The following is a 21299-nucleotide window of genomic DNA, read 5'->3' on the forward strand; positions in this document are numbered from 1 at the left end:
AAGCCGACTTCCGCTGTATAAAATGGACGTTGATAACCGAGATCACAACTTGAATTGAAGCCAAGTCAGAAAAAATTCGGTCAACTCTAAGCTGTAATCACGCCAACCCATTGCCCGATAACAAAGGTAACTTCCTGATCAGGGTCACGACGAGCGTGCCGCTAGTGGCGAAATCACGAAGGCGAGGGAACCAGGTTCCAGGGCGGGTTATGGCCGTTGGGGCCATGTAACACCAATGGATAGGGCTGTTTCAAAGTATCAAAGCCCCATGGTATCCAGGGCTTTGTATGGGTCAGCAGAAAAAGCATCAATCGATTCAGTAACCGAATCGAAGCCGGACAACCGGACGAGACTAATCGCTATGTTGCGACAGGCCGCCCGCACTTGTGGTGCACCCGGTTGACGAGTAATGGAAGCATCCTCGCCCATAACAACATCCCTGACCCAGTGGAGACCATTCTCAATCGCCGCCCAATGGTCGCGGGTTATCTCGATAATTTCATCCGGTGATGCCTCAGCCGCTGACAACGACGTGACCCCATAGACAATAGTTTCCGTGGTTTTGTTGGGTTTTACTTCCTGTCGGGTGCGTTTCAGACAAAAGACTTGGGCGACATCCGGCCAGTCAAGGTAACCATTCAGGTTCGTCGAAACCCAGATTTCCCGTATTTCAATCCGACCATGTCCTTTTTTGACCTGCCGGGCATGGTCAAACGGGGCTACGCCAGGGCGGCGGGGTGGCGTAAACAGTTGGACCAGTGCCTGAAGCATTTTGGGCCGATTGCCTTTGACATACATCACATAATGCCCCCCTGCTCGCCGAATCTGGGTAGCAATCTGTTGTTGCGTTAACAGGGCATCGACGGTTATAACCAGCCCTTTGAGCAACAAATGTTCCAGCAAGGTAGGGACACAGGTGATTTCGTTTGTTTTGTCAGCCACAGCCACCTGGTTGAGGACAAAACGCAGTTGGTGACAAACAGCCGCCACTAAAAGGCATTGGGACTACCCAAGGAAGCAGCCCGACGAATGCTTTTGCCGTCCACGGCTACCCACGAACCAGGCCGGCCAGGACAAGTTGTTGATGCACCTGGGTGGCCCACTCTCTGATTCTCGTTTCAGTACCGTCGCTTCTATGTGCCAGAAAACACGACATAACATAGCTGGTGAAGGGTGGCGCTCCAGTTCGATACCTAACCGCTTTTTCACGCCTGCCGGAAGGTGTTTTCCCCAGCGAGACGCAGCCCGGGCGCTGTTCTTCCCGCACAAGATAGCCAAAACGATGAACTCGATCAAATTCTTCAAGCCGTACCTTTTCCCTTTTGCCTTGCGCCAATCAGGAATTGAGTCGAAAAATAGTGTACACAGGTGGAATTTCGATTCGCATGTTTCCTCGCTTTTGTAGAATTTAGGAAACTTTGCATCAATTCCACCTTGTACGCCACTTTTTACTTTGAAACAGCCCTAGGCGCGATGCCTCGGACGGCTACCGTTTTGGTGAATGGCAAAGGCGTTGGTCAACCGCGCCAGCGCACCTTACGGCGGCGTTAGGGCGGGCTTGCCTAACGAAACAAATATTTAGTTATCAGTATTAACCCTTGACGATAATATCCCAAAAGGTTTACAATCTCTTTCATGATCAGAACGTTCAAGGATAAAGAAACTCGCAAAGTATTCGATGGACGTTTCTCGAAAAAACTACCCCACGATATTCAACCTATCGCCGAACGGAAGCTAATCATGCTTCATCGCTCTTTCAATCTGAACGATCTCCGTATACCACCGTCGAACCGGTTAGAAGCTTTGAAGGGCAATAGACACGGGCAACACAGCATTCGCATCAATGACCAGTGGCGGATTTGTTTTGAATGGCGTGAAGATGGTGTTTATGATGTCGAAATTACTGACTATCATTAAGGTGTGATTATGAGAGATTATCCCCCTATTCATCCTGGTGAGATACTGCAAGAAGAATTTCTAAAACCAATGGGAATTAGTCAGTACCGTCTCGCCCAAGATATTGGCGTACCTGCAATGAGAATTAGCAAAATCATTCGTGGTGAGCGAGGCATCAGCGCCGATACAGCCCTTCGGCTTGCTCGCTATTTTGGGATGTCAATTGAGTTTTGGACAGGTATTCAGACACATTATGAGATTGAAAAAGCAAAAATGGGTTTGGGCAACCGTTTAGAAACAGAAGTCAAGGTTTTTACGTCGGCGTAAACTAAAGTAATGTCTTTACTACAAGGTGTTGGGAATTGTTGCTCATAAAGGCAAAGAGACCTAACAACCCTTCCACTTGACGCTGGCGCGAGTCCTGAATGGGCCAGCGTTTTGGCTGCGGTTGAGGCTCTGGGCGACCGCGCCAGCGCAAGTGAAGGTGGCGTTAGGGCGGGCCGCTACGAGGCGATTTTTTAAGGTTTTTGGTCGTAGTTCTATTCTAAAGTGATGGCCGGTTCTCGTGGTGCAGGTTGGGCGAGGTTTTGCAGAGTGGCAAAAGGTTTGGAGAGGAAACGGCCGTGCGCCTTTTCACTATTTTCTCGTGGCGTAGGTTTTGGTCGGAAACGGCCGTTCACTTCATCGTCAATTTCTGGAAATTGTGAGTCTGGCTGCTATTTAGACAAAGCGGCGCAAAGTTGAGGCCGGTTGACCGGCCAGGTTGAACATTGAGAAAAGAAGTTGGTGGGCGAGAACGGCCGTTTTGTTTCCCCTACCACTGGCAAAATGAGTGCATGGTCTCGGCAAAGCGACCTGGCTGCGGCAGAGGTTTGCGGTTCTTGAGTGGCAGGCTGGTCGTTGAAGTTGTTGGGAATGGCGTAGGGGTTGGATGGGAGACGGCCGTCTCGCTCAGCAAAAGTTGTGGACGTGAAACGCTGCCGGCTGGTTAAGGTTTTGGGAAATCACGAGATGTTGGGTGGGAACGGCCGGTTGTGATGGCAAAAGTGGTGGAAGGGAAACGGCCGTTTTCTGTTAAAATGATTTCCACTAGTCAGCAACTTTGTCAGCAAAGCCAGTCCATTATGGCTTAACGCATTAACGATTTTCGGTTAGATCAGTCAGTCAAGTCCTTGGTCAGGCAGCCCGCCTAACACGCCGTCAAGCTGACGCTGGCGCGATGCCTCGGACGGCTTGCTATTTGGTGATTGGCAAAGGCGTTGGAAACCCGCGCCAGCGCAGCTTACGGTGGCGTTAGGGCGGGGCCGCTATCCAGTCATTTTTGCAGGTTTTTGGTCGTAGTTCTTTGCCAAAATGCTGCCCGGTTCTCGTGGTGCAGATTTGGCAAGATTTTGGAAAGTGGCAAAAGGTTTGGAAGAGAAACGGCCGTGCGCTTTTTTACTATTTTCTCGTAGCGTAGATTCTGGTGGGAAACGGCCGTTCACTTCCTCGTTGATTTCTGGAATTTGTAAGTCTGGCTGCCGTTTAGACGAAGCAGCGCAAAGTTGAGGCCGGTTGACCGGCCAGTTTGTACGTTGAGAAAAAAGTTGGTGGGTGAGAACGGCCGTTTTGCCCCCACCCGCCTGGCAAAATGAGTTCAAGGTCTCGGCAAAGTGGTCTGACTGCGATAGAGGTTTGGGGTTTTGAGCGGCAGGCTGGTTGTGGAAGTTGTTGGGAGTGGCGCAAGTTTGGAGCAGGGAACGGCCGTCCGGCAAGACAAAAATGGTGGACATGAAACGCCACAGGCTGTTGTAAGTTTTACGGAATGAAGAGATATTGGGTGGGAACGGCCGGTTTGGATAGCAAAAGTGGTGGATAGGAAACGGCCGTTTTCTGTTAAAATTCTCGGCAATAGCCAGCGCCCTAAACTGCCAAATCAGTCGGCTTCGGCACAGGTTTTAACAATTTTCGCTCAGGCACAAAGGCCAGCGTCAGGCGGGCAGCCCGCCTAACATTCCATCCTGAGAAACTTCCCATGAGTTAGCCCGGGGCCAGGGCCTTGACCCAGCGAGTTGGCGCTGCCAAACGCGGCCCAAAGCATCTCGACCGCACAATTTCGTCAAAACATCTTCGGAATGACCCAAAAATGGGATTCCAGGCACGGCAAGCACAGGTCCATTCGAAACGCCTTAACAACCCGCCGATTTAGCCGCCGCCAACGGCGATTAAGCCGCCAGTTCGACCGCCGGTTCCACCACCGTGAACCCCAGTTTGGCCGCTTTCCGTTTCAGCGCCGCTACTTCCCGCTCGCGCTGCTGCATTTCATACGTCGCTGCGTCAATTCACGATATGGCGTTTTGTACCTGAGCATATGGTAGACAGTACGGGAAATCTTGCTGGGCCGTGGCGCAATGCTTGCATCTTGCCCAACTGTCCCCGTTTGCGCCGATAGAACGCGCCATAAGCAGAATCAGACGCGCCACCGCCGCCGCGGCCTGACGGAAGGCCTGCCCGGCTCGACTGTCGGTCTTGAGTGTGTAGGACCGCAGCACTTTGCCGCCCGAAATATCGTTGTGCAGCGCCAACCCCAGCCACGAGCAAATGCTTTTCCGTCGGAAAACGACTCATGTCCGTCCCCACTTCCGACACAATTGTCTGCGCCATGCTGACGCTTAAGCCCATAACAGCGCAAATCCACCCCGTGATCCGGTACAATTCCTGCCGCGTGCTTTCCGGTGGTTTGTTCTTGGACCGCGACCCCTGCTTGACCGGTGGCAAAGCGGGCAACTCTTCCAGTGCGTCCCAACGGGGTTTCATCATCGCATACTGCTGCTCAACTACTCGGTCGCAATCGGCAATCTGCGCCGTCGTGGTCGTCGTGGGGATTGCAGCGATTGTTGCAGGACAAAGAGGTGTTCCGCCTGCCAGGTTCCGGTCAGGGCGCGGACGATGGTGGCCTCGTCGGCCTTACAGGTTCGCTGGCGAAAGGCAGCCAGAACCTTCAGGGTCGCGTTGGCCGGCGACGATGGCGCGTAGAATGCCCATGCCCGTGACGCCAGTGATGTCTGACAGGACGTGATGTAGTTGCAGGTTCATATGCTGCATTGCCTTCTGCATATGCAAAATATGCGGGGCGCGGTGTTCGATAAGTTGTTGGCGATGACGCAGATAGGTGCGCAAGGTACGCATTTCAGCGTCGGGACGAAATGAGGCGTTGAGCAGGCCGAGGGTATGCAGTTTTTGCAGCCATTGGCAATCCACCAGGTCGGACTTGCGACCAGGCTTTATGCGATATGGCGGGCATTGACCGGAAACAGACAATGCCGCGCGCTTCCAGGAGTTCAAAGATGGGGATCCAGTAGACGCCGGTCGATTCCATGGCCACGGTGGTGACGCCGTAGCTGAGCAACCACTCGACCAACGCTTCCAGGTCCAGGGTGAAGGTGGCGAAGCAGCGGACTGTCTCGCCCTCATGATGAGGCGAGACGGCGGCTAAATCTCGCGGGCGCCGATGTCTGAGTCCCGGCTGCATGGGGGTTGACCACGACCAGACTTCCGGGTTCGGCGACCGACTTGATACGGCGGGGCTGGGTGGGAGTGGTACGGGACTTGTTTTGTTTACGCATGATAACCTCCGGGGTAAAGTTGTAATGTCACGCCAACCCATTGCCCGATAACAAAGGTAACTTCCTGATCAGGGTCACGACGGAGGCGTGCCGCTAGTGGTGAAATCCAAGAGCAAGGGAACCAGGTTGCAAGGGCGGGTTATGGTCATTGGGACCATGTAACACCAATGGAATGTACGGTCTTGCTTTTTGGCGTGATGGGCATAGGATACCCGTTGATGGCTGGCGTGGCGAGGAGGTTTCTCTGGTGGGGGAATGCCCCGCCAGGCATGGGAGGTTCCAGGTGACGCTGGCGCGAGTCCTGAATGGGCCAGCGTTTTGGCTGCGGTCGAGGCTCTGGACGACCGCGCCAGCGCACCTGATGGCGGCGTTAGGAGAGCAAACTTAAGCATTGACAACCGTCACGTGACAGGGTACAGTTAGCATATGATTAAGTCATTTGCGGATCGACGCACCCAGGAATTGTATGCTACAGGCAAAGCGAAAAGATTCCCACCAGATGTCGCAAAACGAGCAGCGCGCAAACTTGAGTACGTAGACCTGGCAACCAAATTAGATGATCTGAGAGTTCCGCCAGGAAATCGGCTTCACGCTTTAGAAGGGGACCGAAAGGGACAGTATTCCATCTCCATTAACGACCAATGGCGCATCTGTTTTCGGTTTGTTGATGGTGACGCCTATGATGTTGAAGTTTGCGACTACCATTAAGATGAGGTGTAACATATGAGTATTCCTAACACAACCGGATTAAAGCGCAAGCCAACACACCCAGGGGAGATGTTGCGTGAAGATTTTCTACCAGATTATGGTCTAACGGTTTCCAGTCTAGCAGCCGCGATTGGTGTTTCTCGCCAATCCATCAACGAAATACTACGGGAACGCCGAAGTGTCAGCCCGGAAATGGCCCTGCGGCTGGCGCGTTTGTTTGGGAACTCGCCAGAGTTTTGGCTAAATGCACAGCGGGCGGTTGATTTGTGGGAAGCCACGCAAGTGACTGAAAGCGACGTGGCGCGTATTCAGCCGCTTGTGGTAGCTTGACAACGATCTGAACAAGTAGGCGGTTTGCTTTCTGCAACAAGTCCAGTCATAGCAAAAGGTGTTGGAAATTGCTGCTCAGAAAAGAAAAAGTCCTAACAACCCATGCAGCCGACGCTGGCGCGATGCCTCGGACGGCCAGCGTTTGGGCTGCGGTCAAGTCATTGGTGACCCGCGCCAGCGCGGCTGATGGTGGCGTTAGCCCGCCATTTCGGAGAGCCACTGTGATTTACTTGGTAGGTGGAGCGCCCAGAGCTGGAAAGAGTCTCGTTGGTCAGCAAATCGCGTCTGACCTGAAAATTGGTTGGGTCTCGACGGACTTTCTGGTTGAACTCCTGCGGGTCAAAAACGAGCAGGACGTAAAAACAGAATGGAATGCGGCGCCGGAAGCTATCCTGGCTGACGCCGAATGGTTTCTGCCCTATCTGGAAAGATTTATCTGGGGCGTTAGCTCCCAAGCTGAAAATTATCTGATCGAAGGCGTCGATTTTCTTCCGGCGCAGGTGATGGAACTCTCCAAGAAGTATCAGATCCGCTCAGTATTCCTGGGGTGCTCTCACATGACCTTGGAAAAGCTGGATCAATATCCAGGACGCTCACCGGGTTACGGCGATTTGCCTGAAGCGTTGCGCCGACAGATAGCGCAGGACGTTCCGCGATGGAGTAGGCTTATTCAAGCCGAGTGTGAGCGTTTGGGGTATCCGTACATTGATATGGCGGATGACTTTTCGGAACGTCTGCGTCAAACTGCCAAGACGCTGACAAACCAGGCATGACAAAGCGGCGCGAATAAGACCCATGTGTAGAATACACGCCTAGACACTTACAATGGGGCAGGCTAACAACACGGCTCCTGAGAACATACCCGCTAATTGGGGCAAAACACTCCTTCAAAGGACGGGTAGGTTCTCCGGTGGGGGAATGACCCGCCGGGCATGGGAGGTTGCAGGCGACTCCGCTGCGCTCGCGGTGTTCGCTGCGCGGAGCGCCTGAAGCCCACCGTTAGCCTGCTTCAACTCCACCTGTGCTAACCCAAAATGCACGACTTATGATATAGATGGTACTGTTAAGTCAATACGTTTGGAACAAGAGTTAGTCATGAACATAGCCAGTCAATCACGCTTTGCACTTGCTAAAAACCTCGCCCCTATCTACGCTTCTAACCCTCGCGTTGCTGCTGTTCTGGTTGGCGGTTCAACTGCTCGTGGACATGCGGACCGGTTTTCCGATATTGAGCTTGGTGTGTTCTGGCATCACCCACCAACCGACGCTGACCGCGAGATAGCGGCACGCCAAATCCAGGCTGATTTCGTTCGGCTCCATCCCTACGACCCGACAGAAGAAGTATGGTGTGATGATTACTTACTTGGTCGCCATGCTGATCAACCGAAAACCGGCCTTCTGGTGGAGGTCGTCCACTACACAACCGACTTCCTCAGTCGCACCTTCCACGATGTTCTGGAGCTACACAATCCTGACCTTGCAAAACAAAACCTGATTGCAGGTGTACTCAGTAGTATCCCACTGTACCAGATCGAGACAGTTGAGGAGTGGAAAAGTCGCGCCTCTCCTTATCCTGACCCGCTCGCCGTTGCGATGATCAAACGCCATGCCCAGATTGACCATTTCTGGCGGTGGCAAATGTGGATCGAGCGAAGTAACAACCTGATGCAATTGTATCAATCGTACACTCAAGTACAGCAGCAACTCTTGCATGTGCTGCTAGGTGTCAATCGGGTCTATTACTTCGGCTTCAAGTGGCTTGATGTGGTGGTTAAGCAGTTGGAACACAGGCCAGATGATCTGTTACGACGGCTCAGGCAGGTGTATGAAGTTGCGCCCGCGGAGGGCGCACAAGAGCTATCAGCGTTAGTAGAAGAAACATATATAATAATTGAACAACAGTTCCCTCAAGTGGATGTGAAGTGGCTACGGAATGTCTTTTATCATCAACGTTCCCTATGGAATGAAGCACCAACGTGGTTTAAGGAAAGCATGTTGTGACAGTTCGGACCGGAAGGCGGGCTAACAAAGCCTTATACCTGTGCAAATTCTGCCCACTTTGTGCTGCGTTGTGTCTGCGCCAGTTCGCCGCACAGCGATCTGGTTTTGGCGCAGGTTTTCGCGGTTTTGGCGTAGGTTGGTGGTTGAGGCTTTTGGAAATGGCGAGTGGTTTAGGTTGGAAACGGCCGTCTTGCAAAATGAAGGTGGTAGAAGGTTAACGCTGCCGGCTGGTTGAGGTTTTGGGGAATCACGAGAGGTTGGGTAAGAACGGCCGTTTGCGTTGGCATAAAGATGTGGAAGGGAAACGGCCGTTTGCCAGCAAATTTTCGGCCAACAGCAAGCGCCCTACCCAGCCAAGTCAGGCGGCTTCGGCGCAGGTTTTAACAAATTTTACTCTGGCAAGAAGGCCAGCGTCAGGCGGGCAGCCCGCCTAACATTCCGTCAAGCTGACGCTGGCGCGAGTCCTCGGAAGGCTGGCGCTTTGGCTGCGGTTGAGGCTCTGGCTAACCGCGCCAGCGCGGCTGATGGTGGCGTTAGGGGCGTCAAATCGTCCAAGAATTTGGCTTCGTCCTTTTCTGTTTTTCAGGCTGACCGAGGTCTATGGTCAGAAGGTTGGAAGAGATGGAAACAATTGAAATGAGCCAGGATATCCCCGCTTGGGCAAAGCGACGAGTCCTCCCAGATGATCCCGATTTTTTAGAAGCACGCCAGTTGCATCGTCAAGGTAGAACGCAAATCCAGTTACCCAACCTTAAAGAGCTAAAAGGCTGGGCTAAGTCTCATGGCTGGCCGACACCCATGTTTGGTTTTAAGGAATTATTTATCACCAAGCTGTTCGAAAGTAATGAGACCTTTTCACTGGCGCTCAGGGAAAGCGGCATCAACATTCATATTCCCATCAAAGAACACATCCTTACGATTGAAACGCTCAAGGAATTGGATGCGTTGTATGAGGAAAGGGAAGACAGTGGGCCCCTTGGAGGACGTCCTACTGGCTGGGGAACCCTGGTCAGTAAGCTGCGGGAGATACGTCACCTTGTCGAAGCGGGCGTTAAGGTGAACGTTGAAGGAACCCAGACGGTTCTGACCACGTGGCAGAGCTTCTACGACTGGGCGCACGGCCGTTACCATATGCTTGAAGATGGTTACGACAGTTGGATAGGTGATGACGTGTCGTAAAGGCCAGAGGGATAACTCAAACCTTAGGCGCAGTTATTTCCCAATAGCAACAGCCCGCGCCATAGCCAACAAACTCAACCCGCTTGGGCGCAAGGCGTTAACAACGTTGACTCAGGCAAGTCGGCCAAGGCGTTGGTCAGGCGTCCCGCCTAACACGTGTTGGTGCGACCTGAAAGTCACTTGTTTAGCTGTTGCACTTTCAAAACTGAATGATGCAACCCGATGTTCTGCCATCGGTACTCTAGTGGAGCGTGCGTCGCTGGTAACGGCGGGGTGCGAGGCTTCCACGACAATGCGTCCTCATCACACAAGGGAGGTCACGAAGGCGTGAGCCGGAGTGACGACTACCAGCCTCAAGGTGGTCAAGGGGTTAGAGTTCCGTGGCACGGTGAACAGGTGTGAATCGTCGTAAGCGTTCGTGAGTTAGAACAAGCGGAAGGGGCTATTGTCGCAGGACAAAACGCTTGGACCAAAAGGTATGGGGCCAGGAACAGGCACTCAAGCTATGCCTGTCGCAGATGATGTGCCCTCGGCGTAGAGACGACATGCTTCGGCAGCCTTAGCACAGGCTCTAAACCACGTGGGTAAACAAGCGGAACAGGGTAAGCCCGATGCGCTCCCCCTGGGTAGGGCGGTCGCAAGACCAACCGAAGGCGCAGCGGGTAAAGGCATGTCCTGAGCTTGCCGAAGGGATGCTGGAGAAAGCGAAGGCCGCGCTGTAATGGCGGGGATACGGGTTCAAGATTTGCCCGGCACGAAAGCGAGCAGACTTCCGGCAGGTCTTTCATCACAAGAGCGTTTGAGAAATCGTTGGAGGCAGGAAAGCAGATGGCGGTCATGAAACAATTGGCGATAACGAGAGCCAGCCTCGAATCCCAATCATGGACTGGTGCGCCTGCCCGCAGCGCGGACGGTTGGCATGACATCGCGTGGCACAAAGTCACCCGCGCCGTGAAACGACTGCAAACTCGTATTGTGAAGGCCATTCAGGAAAGGAGATGGGGAAAGGCGAAAGCCCTGCAACGTCTCCTGACCCGCTCGTTTAGCGGCAAAGCACTGGCCGTGCGACGAGTGACCGAAAACCAGGGCAAACGTACCGCTGGCGTGGATGGTGTCTTATGGTCAACGCCAGAAAGTAAGAGAAAAGCGATTGAGACATTGCAACAACGCGGCTACTACGCCCAACCACTGCGGCGAGTGTACATCCCCAAGAAAAACGGTAAACAGCGCCCATTGAGTATTCCGAAGGTGCAAGGACACGGTTTTGAACCATGCCCTTTTTTCTTTCCCCTCACATGGTCAAACTCCAACACGGTAGGATCCGACTCGCCACAGTCAACACAAGGATGACTGGAAAGATAATCCCAAACATATTGCCGGGCTTCTAAAATCATCCGTTGTTTGGTTTCTCTAGTGTTGGCAATATGGGTTTCTTTGTTCCGCTCACACCAGTCATGGAGCTGTGTTTTGACATTCTTTGCATGTTCCCCATCGTTTTCCCTGAGATTGATCGCGCCAATAGTATTCAGATTCCGGTTTAAACTCCCCACAAGTAGCACACTTTTTCATGTAAACCAACCTTAAAGCCCAATTAACTGCCACCCATTTGCTACCCTTTGATTTTTAAGAACAAAAACAATGGAAAAGCAAAAGTCCCAAACCAGAAGATTTGGGACTTGGTTAGGGATTTACCCCTACATATTCTGGTGGGTCATGAAAGATTCGAACTTTCGACCAATGGATTAAAAGTCCACTGCTCTGCCAGCTGAGCTAATGACCCAACGCGAGGGGGATTATAGCCCTCCCACTGATGCTGTGCAAGAAAGTTACCTCTTAAGCCTGGCATCTTATAATTTGATGATAGAGCTACACCTTGTTTGCAACACCTATGTCGCTCGTCTATAATTCGTGCAAAATCAGGGGTTTGCATACCCGCTCAGGTTAATTCTTTATGGCCGTTGTAGAATCTGGCGCTCCAACACCACATCCGCTACCAGACCAAATTTCCGAAGTTGCGCTGCGCCAACCGACGCAGCTAGTCATCCGCGAAATTATCGAAACGCTGCTGCTCACCTTTTTCATTTTTTGGCTGGTGAACAGCCTGGTAGGTCGCTACCGCATTGATGGCAGCAGCATGAATCCCACTCTGCAAAACGGGCAATATCTCATCATCAACAATATCAGCTATTACCTGAATGAACCGAAACATGGCGATGTCATCGTCTTTCACCATCCGCGCAGCGACCTCAATCTGATCAAGCGCGTGATTGGTTTACCGGGTGACCAAATTGACATCGGCAATCAGCAGGTTCGGGTAAACGGCGTGGTATTAGACGAACCGTACATTTCGGAAGAACCCCAATATACCTTCAGCGGGGTCGTGCCGGAGAATCAATACTTTGTGCTGGGTGATAACCGCAATAATTCGAGTGACTCTCATTCATGGTCATTTTTGCCGCGCGAAAATATTGTGGGAAAGGCCATGGTTATCTACTGGCCGCCTGGTGATTGGGAAGCCGTGCCACATTATGGATTCCAAAACGACAACTGAGACACCCATCGAGTCATGTGAGCAATGTCGTATTGGTCATTGTTTGCCAACAACAGCGCCGTACATTTATTGGATTGGTAAGCGGGTGTTGGTAATGCCCAAGGCGCCGGCTAATTGCTGCGATATCTGCGGTCAATTACAGTTTGACGGCCGTTTTCTGAACATGATTGAGCTGCTTTTGGACGAATGGGAGTTTGAAATGATGCCCGAAAAGCAACCCCAAAGAATCGTAAAATCGGAACAGCCAGCACAATGGCCTCCGTCGCGAAGCCGCTAACACCCTATCATCCTCAATCTTCATAAAAGTCGCCCGATGAAGGTTGTGGGTAACCACTCAGACCTTACAGTTCTTAAAACGTCTAATGGGCAAGCCTGGTGGCAAAACTGTCAGGTCTGAAGAGTTACTTTTCTGCTATCATAGAAGCGTGGGCCAATTGTTGGCGCAAAGGAGTCAAACATGGGCGGTACGCACTTTGGTCGTAATCAACTCATCAGTGTAGACCTGTTTACCGATGCTTATCGTGTCACCGGGCGCGTATTGGTGGCAACTGGCGGTATCCATGCGGAATTGGCAAACCCCAATTCAGATTTTCTGGAGCTGCAAGATGCTTACGTCTCACGAATTCATTTGCCAGGGGAGATCATTTCGCATTACAAAGCAGCCGCTTTCCGTAAGGACAACATCAACTTCATTGTACTGCAAGACCGGCGCGAGGGGATTCCTGTGGGCACGCAGCACGGCCGTTCCGTGTTCACCCGCGGCCGTTCCCTAACCATTTTCCTCACCGTACCCTCCTTTGAAATCGTCGGCGAAATTATGCATGATGGCAAAATTGCCCCCAGAGAGATATTGGTGCAATCTATCGGCCGTTTTTTGTTGGTGTTTTCGGCCAAAGCATCGGCCTCGCTCTATCCCGATATTTCATACAGCGGCGACCTGATTCTGATTCACAAAGAGAGGATTGGCCTCTTCTGTCTGGGAGCCTGAATCCGCCAACTTATTCAATTGGAAGCGCATAAGGCCAAAAACCGGTCAGGTCTCCAGCGGGACTAAACGCTTACCTTATTCCCACACACAGATAACTGTGTTATGATGCACATACACTGAAAAACCTGAGCAACACTTTTTCGAGGAGTCTATTAGGGTGGCGCGAATCTATGTGATTGACGACGACGAGCAGTTGTTACGAATGGTCGGCTTAATGCTGGATCGTGGCGGTCATACAACAACGCTCATCAACGATCCTATTGGTGGCCTGGAACAACTAAAAAACGATAAACCAGACCTGCTGGTCCTCGATGTGATGATGCCAGACATGAGCGGACACGACATTGCCCGCCAGATTCGTGCGTACAAAGGCCTGGAGAACCTGCCTATTCTTATCCTCACGGCGCGCTCTCAGGAAGTGGACCGGGCGACGGCCATTAAGAGCGGGGCCGACGATTATTTGAGCAAACCAGTCACGTCGCAAGAACTCATTGAACGAGTGGATAATTTACTGCACAAACGAGACAACCGCACCGCCCCGGAAAAAGGCATTTTGATTGCCCTGTTTGGGATGCGCGGCGGTGTGGGGCAAACAACATTGGCCGTTAACCTGGCCAGCGCGCTGCGCCGCCTGTCTCAGGAAGAGGTGTGCCTGGTAGATTTATCACCCGCTGGCGGGCAAGCGGCGATGCACCTACGGCTGCAAACCCGCACCACGTGGGCCGATTTACCAACCGCCAACGACCTGGAATGGTCGGAGTTTAAGGAGCGGTTAACCATTCATCCATCTGGTTTGCGACTGTTGGCGGCGCCGGTTGTGCCGCAGTCGGCTACCGAGCCATCACCGGAGTTGACTGAGGCGCTTGTATCGCTGCTGCGCAGCCAGATGACGTTTACTGTTGTAGACATGCCGCGGGTGTTTGGCCCAACGTTTACGGCCGTCTTAGAAGCCTCAGACATCGCCCTACACGTTTTGGCGGCGGACGTGGTTTCAGTACAAACGGCCGTCCAAGTAGACCGCCTGATTAGCAAAACCGGCGTTACCCTGCGGCAAAAAAGCTACGTCCTCAACCACATCCAGCCGGAAACAGAACTCCCCCAATCAACCGTCGAACGCGGCCTCAATGCCCGCGTTGCCTCCAAAATCAACTTCGACCCCAACCAGTCCCGCGCTCTGTCCCAGGGCGTCCCCCTCACCCTGACCTCCGCCAAATCCCCCTTGCCCACCATGATGAACCGCATGGCCGAAGTAATTTACCAGCGCGTCGTCCAGGCGGCCGGCAGCAAAAAACAGACCTAGCACGCCCTAAGCGCTCAATTTATCGCTGATGGTTGGCTTCCGCTACCGGTTTCGCCGGCGCGGCATTCTCTACCCGAACAGTGACACTGACCGGTTGGCTGGCAACTTGCGCCGTGTTTACGGCCGTTACCCCCACCGTATACTCCCCAGCTCCAGGCGGCGTCCATGCCAACCGCACCACCTGAAAAGAGTCACCGGCCAGCGTTTGCGTCACCGCCTGGCCGCCGCGCACCACCACAATCTGCGCCAGACCCAACGGATCGGCCGCCACAACCACGATTGTTATCGGCTGGCCGACCTGTACCACACTGCCGGACACAGGTTCGATAATGGCCGCCTGCGGTTCGCTTAACACCGGCGCCGCCAATGTGGCGATGACACTCTCCTGAGTATAGACGCGGGTCAGCAGCAGGTTGTTTGCCTGCTGTTGGGCGATGGTTTCGCTCTCGGCGATTTGGTGATTCACAATGGCTGTGTCGCGTTCCAAAGCAACGGCCGTACCGGTTGCTTGCACGGCCGTTAACGCATCATCTTTTTGGCGCAGTTCCTCCTCCAGCCCGACAACGCGCGTCGCCCGCGCATTGGCCTGCTGCGCCTGCTGCTCTAATGGCCCCCAGCCCCGATACAAAAACCAAAACAGAGACAGCAGCACCAAAACCACCATCAACAAGACCAACACCAAACCGCGCAATGCAGAAGTGGAAGATTTCATAAGAGCCTCTTGGCGTTGTCTTTGCCCATCAGCCAAAATGCTGCGTCTAACTCTAGAGACAGTTAAACCTGACTGGCAGTTAACAACGGCTGCTTGAATGCTACACGAGGAGACAACAAGGGTCAAGGCAGGCACAAATCGTTAAGGCCCTATGAGAGGCCGCCGTCAGGGCCACAAAACCATCACCTTGTTTTACTCTGGTGGACGGCCGTTTCCCGCAGTTCAGTCGCAATCCGATAGCTTTTGACAGCAAAGCACAGCTATAAATAACGTGATTCAAGACCTGCCATGTTTTTTAAACCTGGCAGGTCTAATTTTGCAGAAGGAGACAGGTGTGACTGATAAATCTTCCCGTTTACCGGGCTTCTACAAAAAGACGTTGGCCGAGCGCGCCGCCGAAGTCGCCCAATGGGCCGACCTGACCGCCGAGGAAATAGCCACCATCACCAGCAAAGGCTTGCAGCCAGAACAGGCTGAGTTGATGATTGAAAACGTTATCGGCACCTATGCCCTGCCTTTTGGCGTGGCGGCCAATTTTCAGGTGAACGGCCGTGATTACCTCATCCCCATGGTCATCGAAGAACCCAGCGTCGTCGCCGCCATCAGCCACGCCGCCAAACTCATCCGCGAGGGCGGCGGCTTCACCGCCTCCACCAGCGATCCGGTAATGATCGGCCAGATTCAGGTACTAGACATCCCGGATATGGACGCCGCGGTGGTGGCGCTGCAAACCCACAAAGCCGAACTTATGGCCCAGGCCGACTGTTGCGACAAATTGATGGTTTCTCTGGGCGGTGGCGCGCGCGACATGGAATTTCGCCCCTTCCCCAACACGCCGGTCGGCCCCATGCTCATTGTCCACCTGCACTACGACTGCCGCGACGCGATGGGGGCTAACGCGGTGAATACGGCCGTCGAAAACCTGGCCCCCCTGGTGGCCGACCTCACCGGCGGGCGTACCAACCTGCGCATCCTCTCCAACCTGGCCGATCAGCGCACCGCTACCGCCAGCGGCCTTATCCCCGCCGCCGCCCTGGAGCGGGACGGCTACACTGGCGCAGAAGTGGCCCGCCTCATCGAAGAGGCCAACGCCTTCGCCATCGTAGACCCCTACCGCGCGGCCACGCACAACAAAGGCATCATGAACGGCATAGACGCCGTGGTCATCGCCACCGGCAACGATTGGCGGGCGATTGAGGCTGGGGCACATGCGTATGCGGCACGGAACGGCCGTTACCAGGCCCTCACCGACTGGCGCGTCACCGAAAACGGCGACCTGTACGGCGAAATTACCCTGCCGATGGCCGTCGGCATCGTCGGCGGGGCCACCAAAGTTCACCCCACGGCCAAAGCGGCCATGAAAATTCTGGGCGCTAAATCCGCCTCCGAACTGGCGATGGTGCTGGCCTGCGTTGGTCTGGCGCAAAACCTGGCAGCAATGAAGGCTCTGGCCACCGTTGGCATCCAAAAAGGCCACATGCGCCTCCATGCCCGTCAGGTCGCCATCGCCGCCGGCGCGGCCAACGACCAGGTGCAGGCCATCGCCGACCGCCTGACCGCCGAAAAGAAAATCAACATCGTCCGCGCACAGGAACTGCTGGCGGAGATGGGGAAATAGTTGATAGTTGATAGTTGATAGCGGCATCTCTTGTACTAACAACTATCCACTAAAAAAGGAAATTATGAACACTTACAATTCATCACCCGGACTTATGAAACCCGACCGTCCGGTGGGCATTGTGGGTTATGGGGCGTATGTGCCCCGTTACCGCATTCCCGCCGCGGAAATCTCGCGCATGTGGACCGGCGGCACGGCCGGCGTGCCCATTAAGGAAAAAGCAGTCAACGGACTCGACGAGGACGTGGCAACCATGTCCATTGAAGCGGCGCGCAATGCCATGCTGCGGGCGCAAATCAACCCGCAAGAGATTCGCGCCGTGTGGGTGGGCAGCGAAAGCCACCCCTACGCCGTCAAACCCACCAGCACCATCGTCGCCGAGGCGATTGGCGCCGTACCCCACACCCAGGCGGCCGACTGGGAGTTTGCCTGCAAAGCGGGCACAGAAGCAATGCAGGCGGCTATCGCCTTTGTCGGCTCCGGCATGGCTCGTTATGCCCTCAGCATCGGCATGGACACGGCCCAGGGTCGGCCAGGTGACGCGCTGGAATATACAGCGGCGGCCGGCGGTGCGGCCGTGCTGATTGGCCCGGCCGATGAGTCGCTGGCAATCATCAACGGCTCCTACTCCTTCGTCACCGATACGCCAGATTTTTGGCGGCGCGCCCACGCCGATTATCCGTCGCACGGCGACCGTTTCACCGGCGAGCCAGCTTATTTTAAGCACATTTTAGGCGCGGCCGAGGCCCTCATGGCGGCCATCGGCCGCACCGCCGCCGATTATCGTTGGGCCGTCTTCCACCAACCCAACGCCAAATTCCCGGAACGGGTAGCCCAGTCGCTGGGCTTTGCCCCAGAGCAGTTCAAGGTCGGCCTGCTTAGTCCGCGCATCGGCAACACCTACTCTGGTTCCACCATGATTGGCCTGACAGCCATCCTGGACGTGGCCGAGCCAGGCGACCGCATCCTCATGGTAAGCTACGGCTCCGGAGCCGGCTCCGACGCCTTCGATCTGCAAGTCACCGAACGGCTGGCCGCTATGCGCGGCCGGGCCATTTCCACCGAAGCCTACATTTCACGCCGCACGGAAATTGACTATGCGACTTATACACGCTATCGGGACAAACTGAAAATGTAGATTTGTGATTTCCGATTTCGGATTGTCGCTTTCAAATCCGAAATCCGAAATCCAAAATCCAAAATCACTATGAACGTATCAATCATCGGCGTTGGACAAACTGAAGTTAAAGAGATGTGGGAAACGTCTATCCGCCATCTGGCGTGGTACGCCATTGAAGCGGCGCTGGACGATGCCCATGTGAGCAAAGTAGACGCCCTGTTTGTCGGCAATATGCTGGCTGGGGAATTAAGCCAACAAAACCACCTAGGCGCGCTGGTGGCCGATTTCGCCGGGATGCGCGGCATCGAGGCGGTGACGGTGGAAGCGGCCGACGCTTCTGGGGGTATGGCGCTGCGGCAGGCGGTGTTGGCTGTCAAGAGCGGCCTGGTGGAGACGGCGCTGGCTGTCGGCGTGGAAAAAATGACTGATCAGACCGGCTCTATCGTGACCGCGGCCATGGCCTATGGCCTGGACGCTGATTACGAGGCCATGCAAGGGTTGACGATGGCTGGAATGGGCGCGCTGCTGATGCGCCGCTATCTGTTTGAGCATCACACCGAAATAGCCGATTTTGCCGGTTTTAGCGTGAACGCCCACGCCAACGGCGCTGATAATCCGCTGGCGATGTTCCGCAACCGCATCAAAGCGGAGCGCTTTGCTTCGGCGCCGCTGGTGGCTGACCCGGTAAACCTGTTCGACATGGCGCCGGCGGCCGACGGCGCGGCCGCAGTGATCGTAACCCGCCGGGAGAAAGCGATGGACATGGTGCCGCAGCCGGTGGAAATTATCGGCTCGGCAGCGGCTACGGACACCATTGCCCTGCACGACCGCAGCGACGTGTTGCGCCTGCGCGCCGCCGAACTGAGCGCGCAAAAGGCGCTGGCTCAGGCGGGGCTGTCGCCTAACGACATGGATTTGTTTGAGCTGCACGATTCCTTTACCGTGCTGGCGGCGCTGTCGTTGGAAGCGGCCGGCTTTGCGGCGCGGGGCGAGGGGTGGAAGCTGGCCAGAGATGGGGAAATTGGGCGGAACGGCCGTATTCCCATCAGCACCTTTGGCGGCTTGAAGGCGCGAGGCAATCCCATGGGGGCGACAGGCATGTACCAGATCGTCGAAGTGGCGCGGCAGCTGCGCGGCCAGGCGGGTGACAATCAGGTCGCCGGGGCGAAGATCGGCATGGCGCAAAACCTGGGCACAAGTGGGGCAACGGCCGTGACGCACATTTTACGCCTGCGTGAATGAAATTATTGACAATTTCCGTTCATTACATAAACAAAATATGATAATTGACCTCCAAAACGGCCGTATGATAGTTTTTGACAGTTCGTCTGGGGTATCTTGGCAGTGAATGGGAGTTATTGCGTGGATAATTCTTACTGGATGCGCAAACATCCCACAAAAATTAATTTTCGACAGATTAAGTCGGAGGCATAAAATGGAAGTTTCACGTCATTGGCGTTTACAGGCACAGCGGTATCAACTCGTAGGCGAGACCTGCGATTCTTGCGGCGTTAAATTATTCCCCCCGCGTGACGTTTGCCTGGTTTGCGAAGAACCGGCACAGGAGTTGTACACCTTTACCGGGCTGGGCGAAATTTACTCTTACACCACGATTTATGACGCGCCAGCCGGTTTTGAGCACAATGCGCCGTACATGGTGGCATTAATTAAACTGGAAGAAGGCCCGATGATCACCGCGCAGTTGACGGACATGGCTCCTGGCGAAGCGGAGATTGGCATGCCGGTAGAGATGGTGACGCGCAAGCTGCGCAGTGATGGGGATGAGGGCATGATAGTGTATGGGTATAAATTTAGGCCGGCTGTTTTGGAAACGGTCGTTGCCTAACCCCACCACCACGTTATAAAAGCCAAAAGCCCGCCTGAAATCAGGCGGGCTTTTTTGTTGGGTGGGAAAAGGAGCTAACGGCCGTTCTCAACCCAAATTCGGCCAGTTGACCTTATCTCTGTTAAAATCAAGCAGAAACGTTCAAGGAGCGAAAATGTCTTCACAAACCGAGAGCAGCCAACAACCGGACGCACCGCAGCGCTTTGAAATCGGCCTCTATTCCTTTGCCGAACTGACGCCCGACCCGCGCACCGGCCGGCAAATCAGCCCGGCGCAGCGGCTGGGCAACCTGCTGGAAGAAATCGAACTGGCCGATCAGGTAGGGCTGGACGTGTTTGCCCTCGGTGAACACCACCGGCCTGACTTTGTCTCTTCATCCCCGGCCGTGATTCTGGCGGCGGCCGCCGCCCGCACCCATTCTATTCGCCTCAGCAGCGCCGTCACTGTCCTCAGTTCCGATGACCCGGTGCGCGTCTTTCAAGATTTCGCCAGCCTGGACCTGCTCTCCCAGGGTCGGGCAGAGATCATGGCCGGGCGCGGTTCGTTCATCGAATCCTTCCCCCTCTTTGGCTACGACTTGCGCGATTACAACACCCTGTTTGCCGAAAAGCTGGAGCTGCTCTTGAAGCTGCGCGCCGCAGAGCGGGTGAGTTGGTCGGGAAAGCACCGGCCAGCTTTGCAGGATCAGGGGGTTTATCCACGGCCGTTTCAGGCCCAACTACCCATTTGGGTCGCCGTCGGCGGCACGCCAGAATCGGTGATACGCGCGGCGACGTTGGGGCTGCCATTGGCCATTGCCATTATTGGCGGGCTGCCAGAACAGTTTGCCCAACTCGTGACGCTCTATCGCGGCGTGGCGCTCCAGAACGGGCACGACCTGAACAACATGCCAGTCAGCATTAACTCCCACGGCTTTATCGCCGACAATTCGCAGCAGGCTGTCGCAGAAGCATTTCCCGTGTTTCAGCAGACTATGAACAAAATCGGCCGAGAGCGCGGCTGGCCGCCGATGACCCGCCAGCAGTTTGACGCCTCCTGCACGCTGCGCGGAGCCAATTTCATCGGCAGTCCGGCTGAGGTGATCGAGAAGATTCTCTTTCAGCACAAGATATTCCGCCATCAGCGTTTTTTACTGCAACTGAGCGTCGGCACGATGCCTCATGACAAGGTGCTGCGGGCGATTGAACTGCTGGGCACAAAAGTCGCGCCGCTGGTCAGGGATGAGGTAGCCCGCCAGACTGCGGCCGGGTAACACGCAGTCAGTTGGCGAAGACAGATGGACAATGGGAATTGGGGGTAGTACCGTATTCAGTATTCAGTATTCAGTATTCAGTGCGCGTTTTCCAGAGTTAATCATTCACCCCGCGCTCTGAGCTTGTCGAAGGGGGATCGGTTTCGAGAGGCTCAACCGGCGGGGGATAAACAGTTACTCCAGAGGTAATGCC

The 21299-nt window shown here is 54.5% G+C and carries 21 protein-coding genes and 1 tRNA gene; 16 read left to right on the forward strand and 6 right to left on the reverse strand.

Annotation, left to right across the window (positions count from 1 at the left end; genetic code table 11):
• Positions 1-258: 258 nt before the first annotated feature.
• Together IPM39_00005 and IPM39_00010 are read right to left on the reverse strand one after the other, a co-directional pair.
• The gene (locus tag IPM39_00005) at positions 259-990 is read right to left on the reverse strand and encodes an ISAs1 family transposase (GenBank protein ID MBK8984458.1); all 732 of its coding nucleotides are present in this window, start codon (positions 988-990) and stop codon (positions 259-261) included.
• Between the two features lie 15 nt (positions 991-1005).
• A complete protein-coding gene (locus IPM39_00010) occupies positions 1006-1428 on the reverse strand; it encodes a transposase family protein (GenBank protein MBK8984459.1) in 423 nt (140 codons plus the stop codon).
• Positions 1429-1635: 207 nt separating this feature from the next.
• Here IPM39_00010 and IPM39_00015 point away from each other — a divergent pair, with 207 nt between their 5' ends.
• Both IPM39_00015 and IPM39_00020 read left to right on the forward strand, forming a co-directional pair.
• Positions 1636-1917 carry a type II toxin-antitoxin system RelE/ParE family toxin gene (locus IPM39_00015; protein MBK8984460.1) on the forward strand — a complete coding sequence of 94 codons (282 nt, stop codon included), beginning with the start codon at positions 1636-1638 and terminating at the stop codon, positions 1915-1917.
• A gap of 9 nt (positions 1918-1926) precedes the next feature.
• On the forward strand, positions 1927-2223 hold the full coding sequence (locus tag IPM39_00020) for a HigA family addiction module antidote protein (protein ID MBK8984461.1): 297 nt from the start codon (positions 1927-1929) through the stop codon (positions 2221-2223).
• A gap of 980 nt (positions 2224-3203) precedes the next feature.
• On the opposite strand, the gene IPM39_00025 is transcribed toward IPM39_00020, so the two are convergent.
• Both IPM39_00025 and IPM39_00030 read right to left on the reverse strand, forming a co-directional pair.
• Positions 3204-3668: a hypothetical protein gene (locus tag IPM39_00025; protein ID MBK8984462.1), complete on the reverse strand. Its 465-nt coding sequence runs from the start codon at positions 3666-3668 to the stop codon at positions 3204-3206.
• Positions 3669-4842: 1174 nt separating this feature from the next.
• The gene (locus IPM39_00030; protein MBK8984463.1) at positions 4843-5196 is read right to left on the reverse strand and encodes a hypothetical protein; all 354 of its coding nucleotides are present in this window, start codon (positions 5194-5196) and stop codon (positions 4843-4845) included.
• Positions 5197-5927: 731 nt separating this feature from the next.
• On the opposite strand from IPM39_00030, the gene IPM39_00035 reads away from it, so the two are divergent.
• From IPM39_00035 to IPM39_00060, 6 genes are all read left to right on the forward strand, one after another.
• Entirely contained in the window at positions 5928-6209 is a 282-nt protein-coding gene (locus tag IPM39_00035; GenBank protein MBK8984464.1) for a type II toxin-antitoxin system RelE/ParE family toxin, read from the forward strand.
• Positions 6210-6224: 15 nt separating this feature from the next.
• Positions 6225-6539, forward strand: coding sequence for a HigA family addiction module antidote protein (locus IPM39_00040; GenBank protein MBK8984465.1), 315 nt, complete (start codon positions 6225-6227; stop codon positions 6537-6539).
• Positions 6540-6760: 221 nt separating this feature from the next.
• Positions 6761-7312: a hypothetical protein gene (locus IPM39_00045; protein MBK8984466.1), complete on the forward strand. Its 552-nt coding sequence runs from the start codon at positions 6761-6763 to the stop codon at positions 7310-7312.
• Between the two features lie 322 nt (positions 7313-7634).
• Positions 7635-8540 (forward strand): hypothetical protein, encoded by a 906-nt coding sequence (locus IPM39_00050; GenBank protein MBK8984467.1) that lies wholly within the window; start codon positions 7635-7637, stop codon positions 8538-8540.
• Between the two features lie 621 nt (positions 8541-9161).
• Positions 9162-9719, forward strand: coding sequence for a hypothetical protein (locus IPM39_00055; protein MBK8984468.1), 558 nt, complete (start codon positions 9162-9164; stop codon positions 9717-9719).
• Between the two features lie 837 nt (positions 9720-10556).
• The gene (locus IPM39_00060; protein ID MBK8984469.1) at positions 10557-11069 is read left to right on the forward strand and encodes a reverse transcriptase N-terminal domain-containing protein; all 513 of its coding nucleotides are present in this window, start codon (positions 10557-10559) and stop codon (positions 11067-11069) included.
• A 354-nt stretch (positions 11070-11423) separates the two neighbouring features.
• Here the strand turns inward: IPM39_00060 and IPM39_00065 are convergent.
• Positions 11424-11499 (reverse strand) — tRNA-Lys (locus IPM39_00065).
• A gap of 171 nt (positions 11500-11670) precedes the next feature.
• Between IPM39_00065 and lepB the strand changes: the two genes are divergently transcribed.
• From lepB to IPM39_00080, 3 genes are all read left to right on the forward strand, one after another.
• A complete protein-coding gene (gene lepB / locus IPM39_00070) occupies positions 11671-12270 on the forward strand; it encodes a signal peptidase I (protein MBK8984470.1) in 600 nt (199 codons plus the stop codon).
• 457 nt (positions 12271-12727) lie between these two features.
• Positions 12728-13258, forward strand: a complete 531-nt coding sequence (locus tag IPM39_00075; protein ID MBK8984471.1) for a hypothetical protein — start codon at positions 12728-12730, stop codon at positions 13256-13258.
• Positions 13259-13415: 157 nt separating this feature from the next.
• Positions 13416-14558 carry a response regulator gene (locus IPM39_00080; GenBank protein MBK8984472.1) on the forward strand — a complete coding sequence of 381 codons (1143 nt, stop codon included), beginning with the start codon at positions 13416-13418 and terminating at the stop codon, positions 14556-14558.
• Positions 14559-14577: 19 nt separating this feature from the next.
• Here IPM39_00080 and IPM39_00085 read toward each other — a convergent pair whose 3' ends face one another.
• Positions 14578-15270 carry a hypothetical protein gene (locus IPM39_00085; protein ID MBK8984473.1) on the reverse strand — a complete coding sequence of 231 codons (693 nt, stop codon included), beginning with the start codon at positions 15268-15270 and terminating at the stop codon, positions 14578-14580.
• A 334-nt stretch (positions 15271-15604) separates the two neighbouring features.
• Here IPM39_00085 and IPM39_00090 point away from each other — a divergent pair, with 334 nt between their 5' ends.
• The 5 genes from IPM39_00090 (at position 15605) to IPM39_00110 (ending at position 21106) form a co-directional block, all read left to right on the forward strand.
• A complete protein-coding gene (locus IPM39_00090; protein MBK8984474.1) occupies positions 15605-16888 on the forward strand; it encodes a hydroxymethylglutaryl-CoA reductase, degradative in 1284 nt (427 codons plus the stop codon).
• Between the two features lie 64 nt (positions 16889-16952).
• A complete protein-coding gene (locus IPM39_00095) occupies positions 16953-18026 on the forward strand; it encodes a hydroxymethylglutaryl-CoA synthase (GenBank protein MBK8984475.1) in 1074 nt (357 codons plus the stop codon).
• A 69-nt stretch (positions 18027-18095) separates the two neighbouring features.
• A complete protein-coding gene (locus IPM39_00100) occupies positions 18096-19250 on the forward strand; it encodes a thiolase domain-containing protein (GenBank protein MBK8984476.1) in 1155 nt (384 codons plus the stop codon).
• A 193-nt stretch (positions 19251-19443) separates the two neighbouring features.
• Positions 19444-19854, forward strand: a complete 411-nt coding sequence (locus tag IPM39_00105) for a Zn-ribbon domain-containing OB-fold protein (GenBank protein MBK8984477.1) — start codon at positions 19444-19446, stop codon at positions 19852-19854.
• Between the two features lie 154 nt (positions 19855-20008).
• Positions 20009-21106, forward strand: coding sequence for an LLM class flavin-dependent oxidoreductase (locus IPM39_00110; GenBank protein MBK8984478.1), 1098 nt, complete (start codon positions 20009-20011; stop codon positions 21104-21106).
• Positions 21107-21299 lie beyond the last annotated feature (193 nt).

The sequence above is a fragment of the Candidatus Leptovillus gracilis genome, from assembly GCA_016716065.1.
In the GTDB taxonomy this organism is placed as follows: Bacteria; Chloroflexota; Anaerolineae; order Promineifilales; family Promineifilaceae; genus Leptovillus; species Leptovillus gracilis.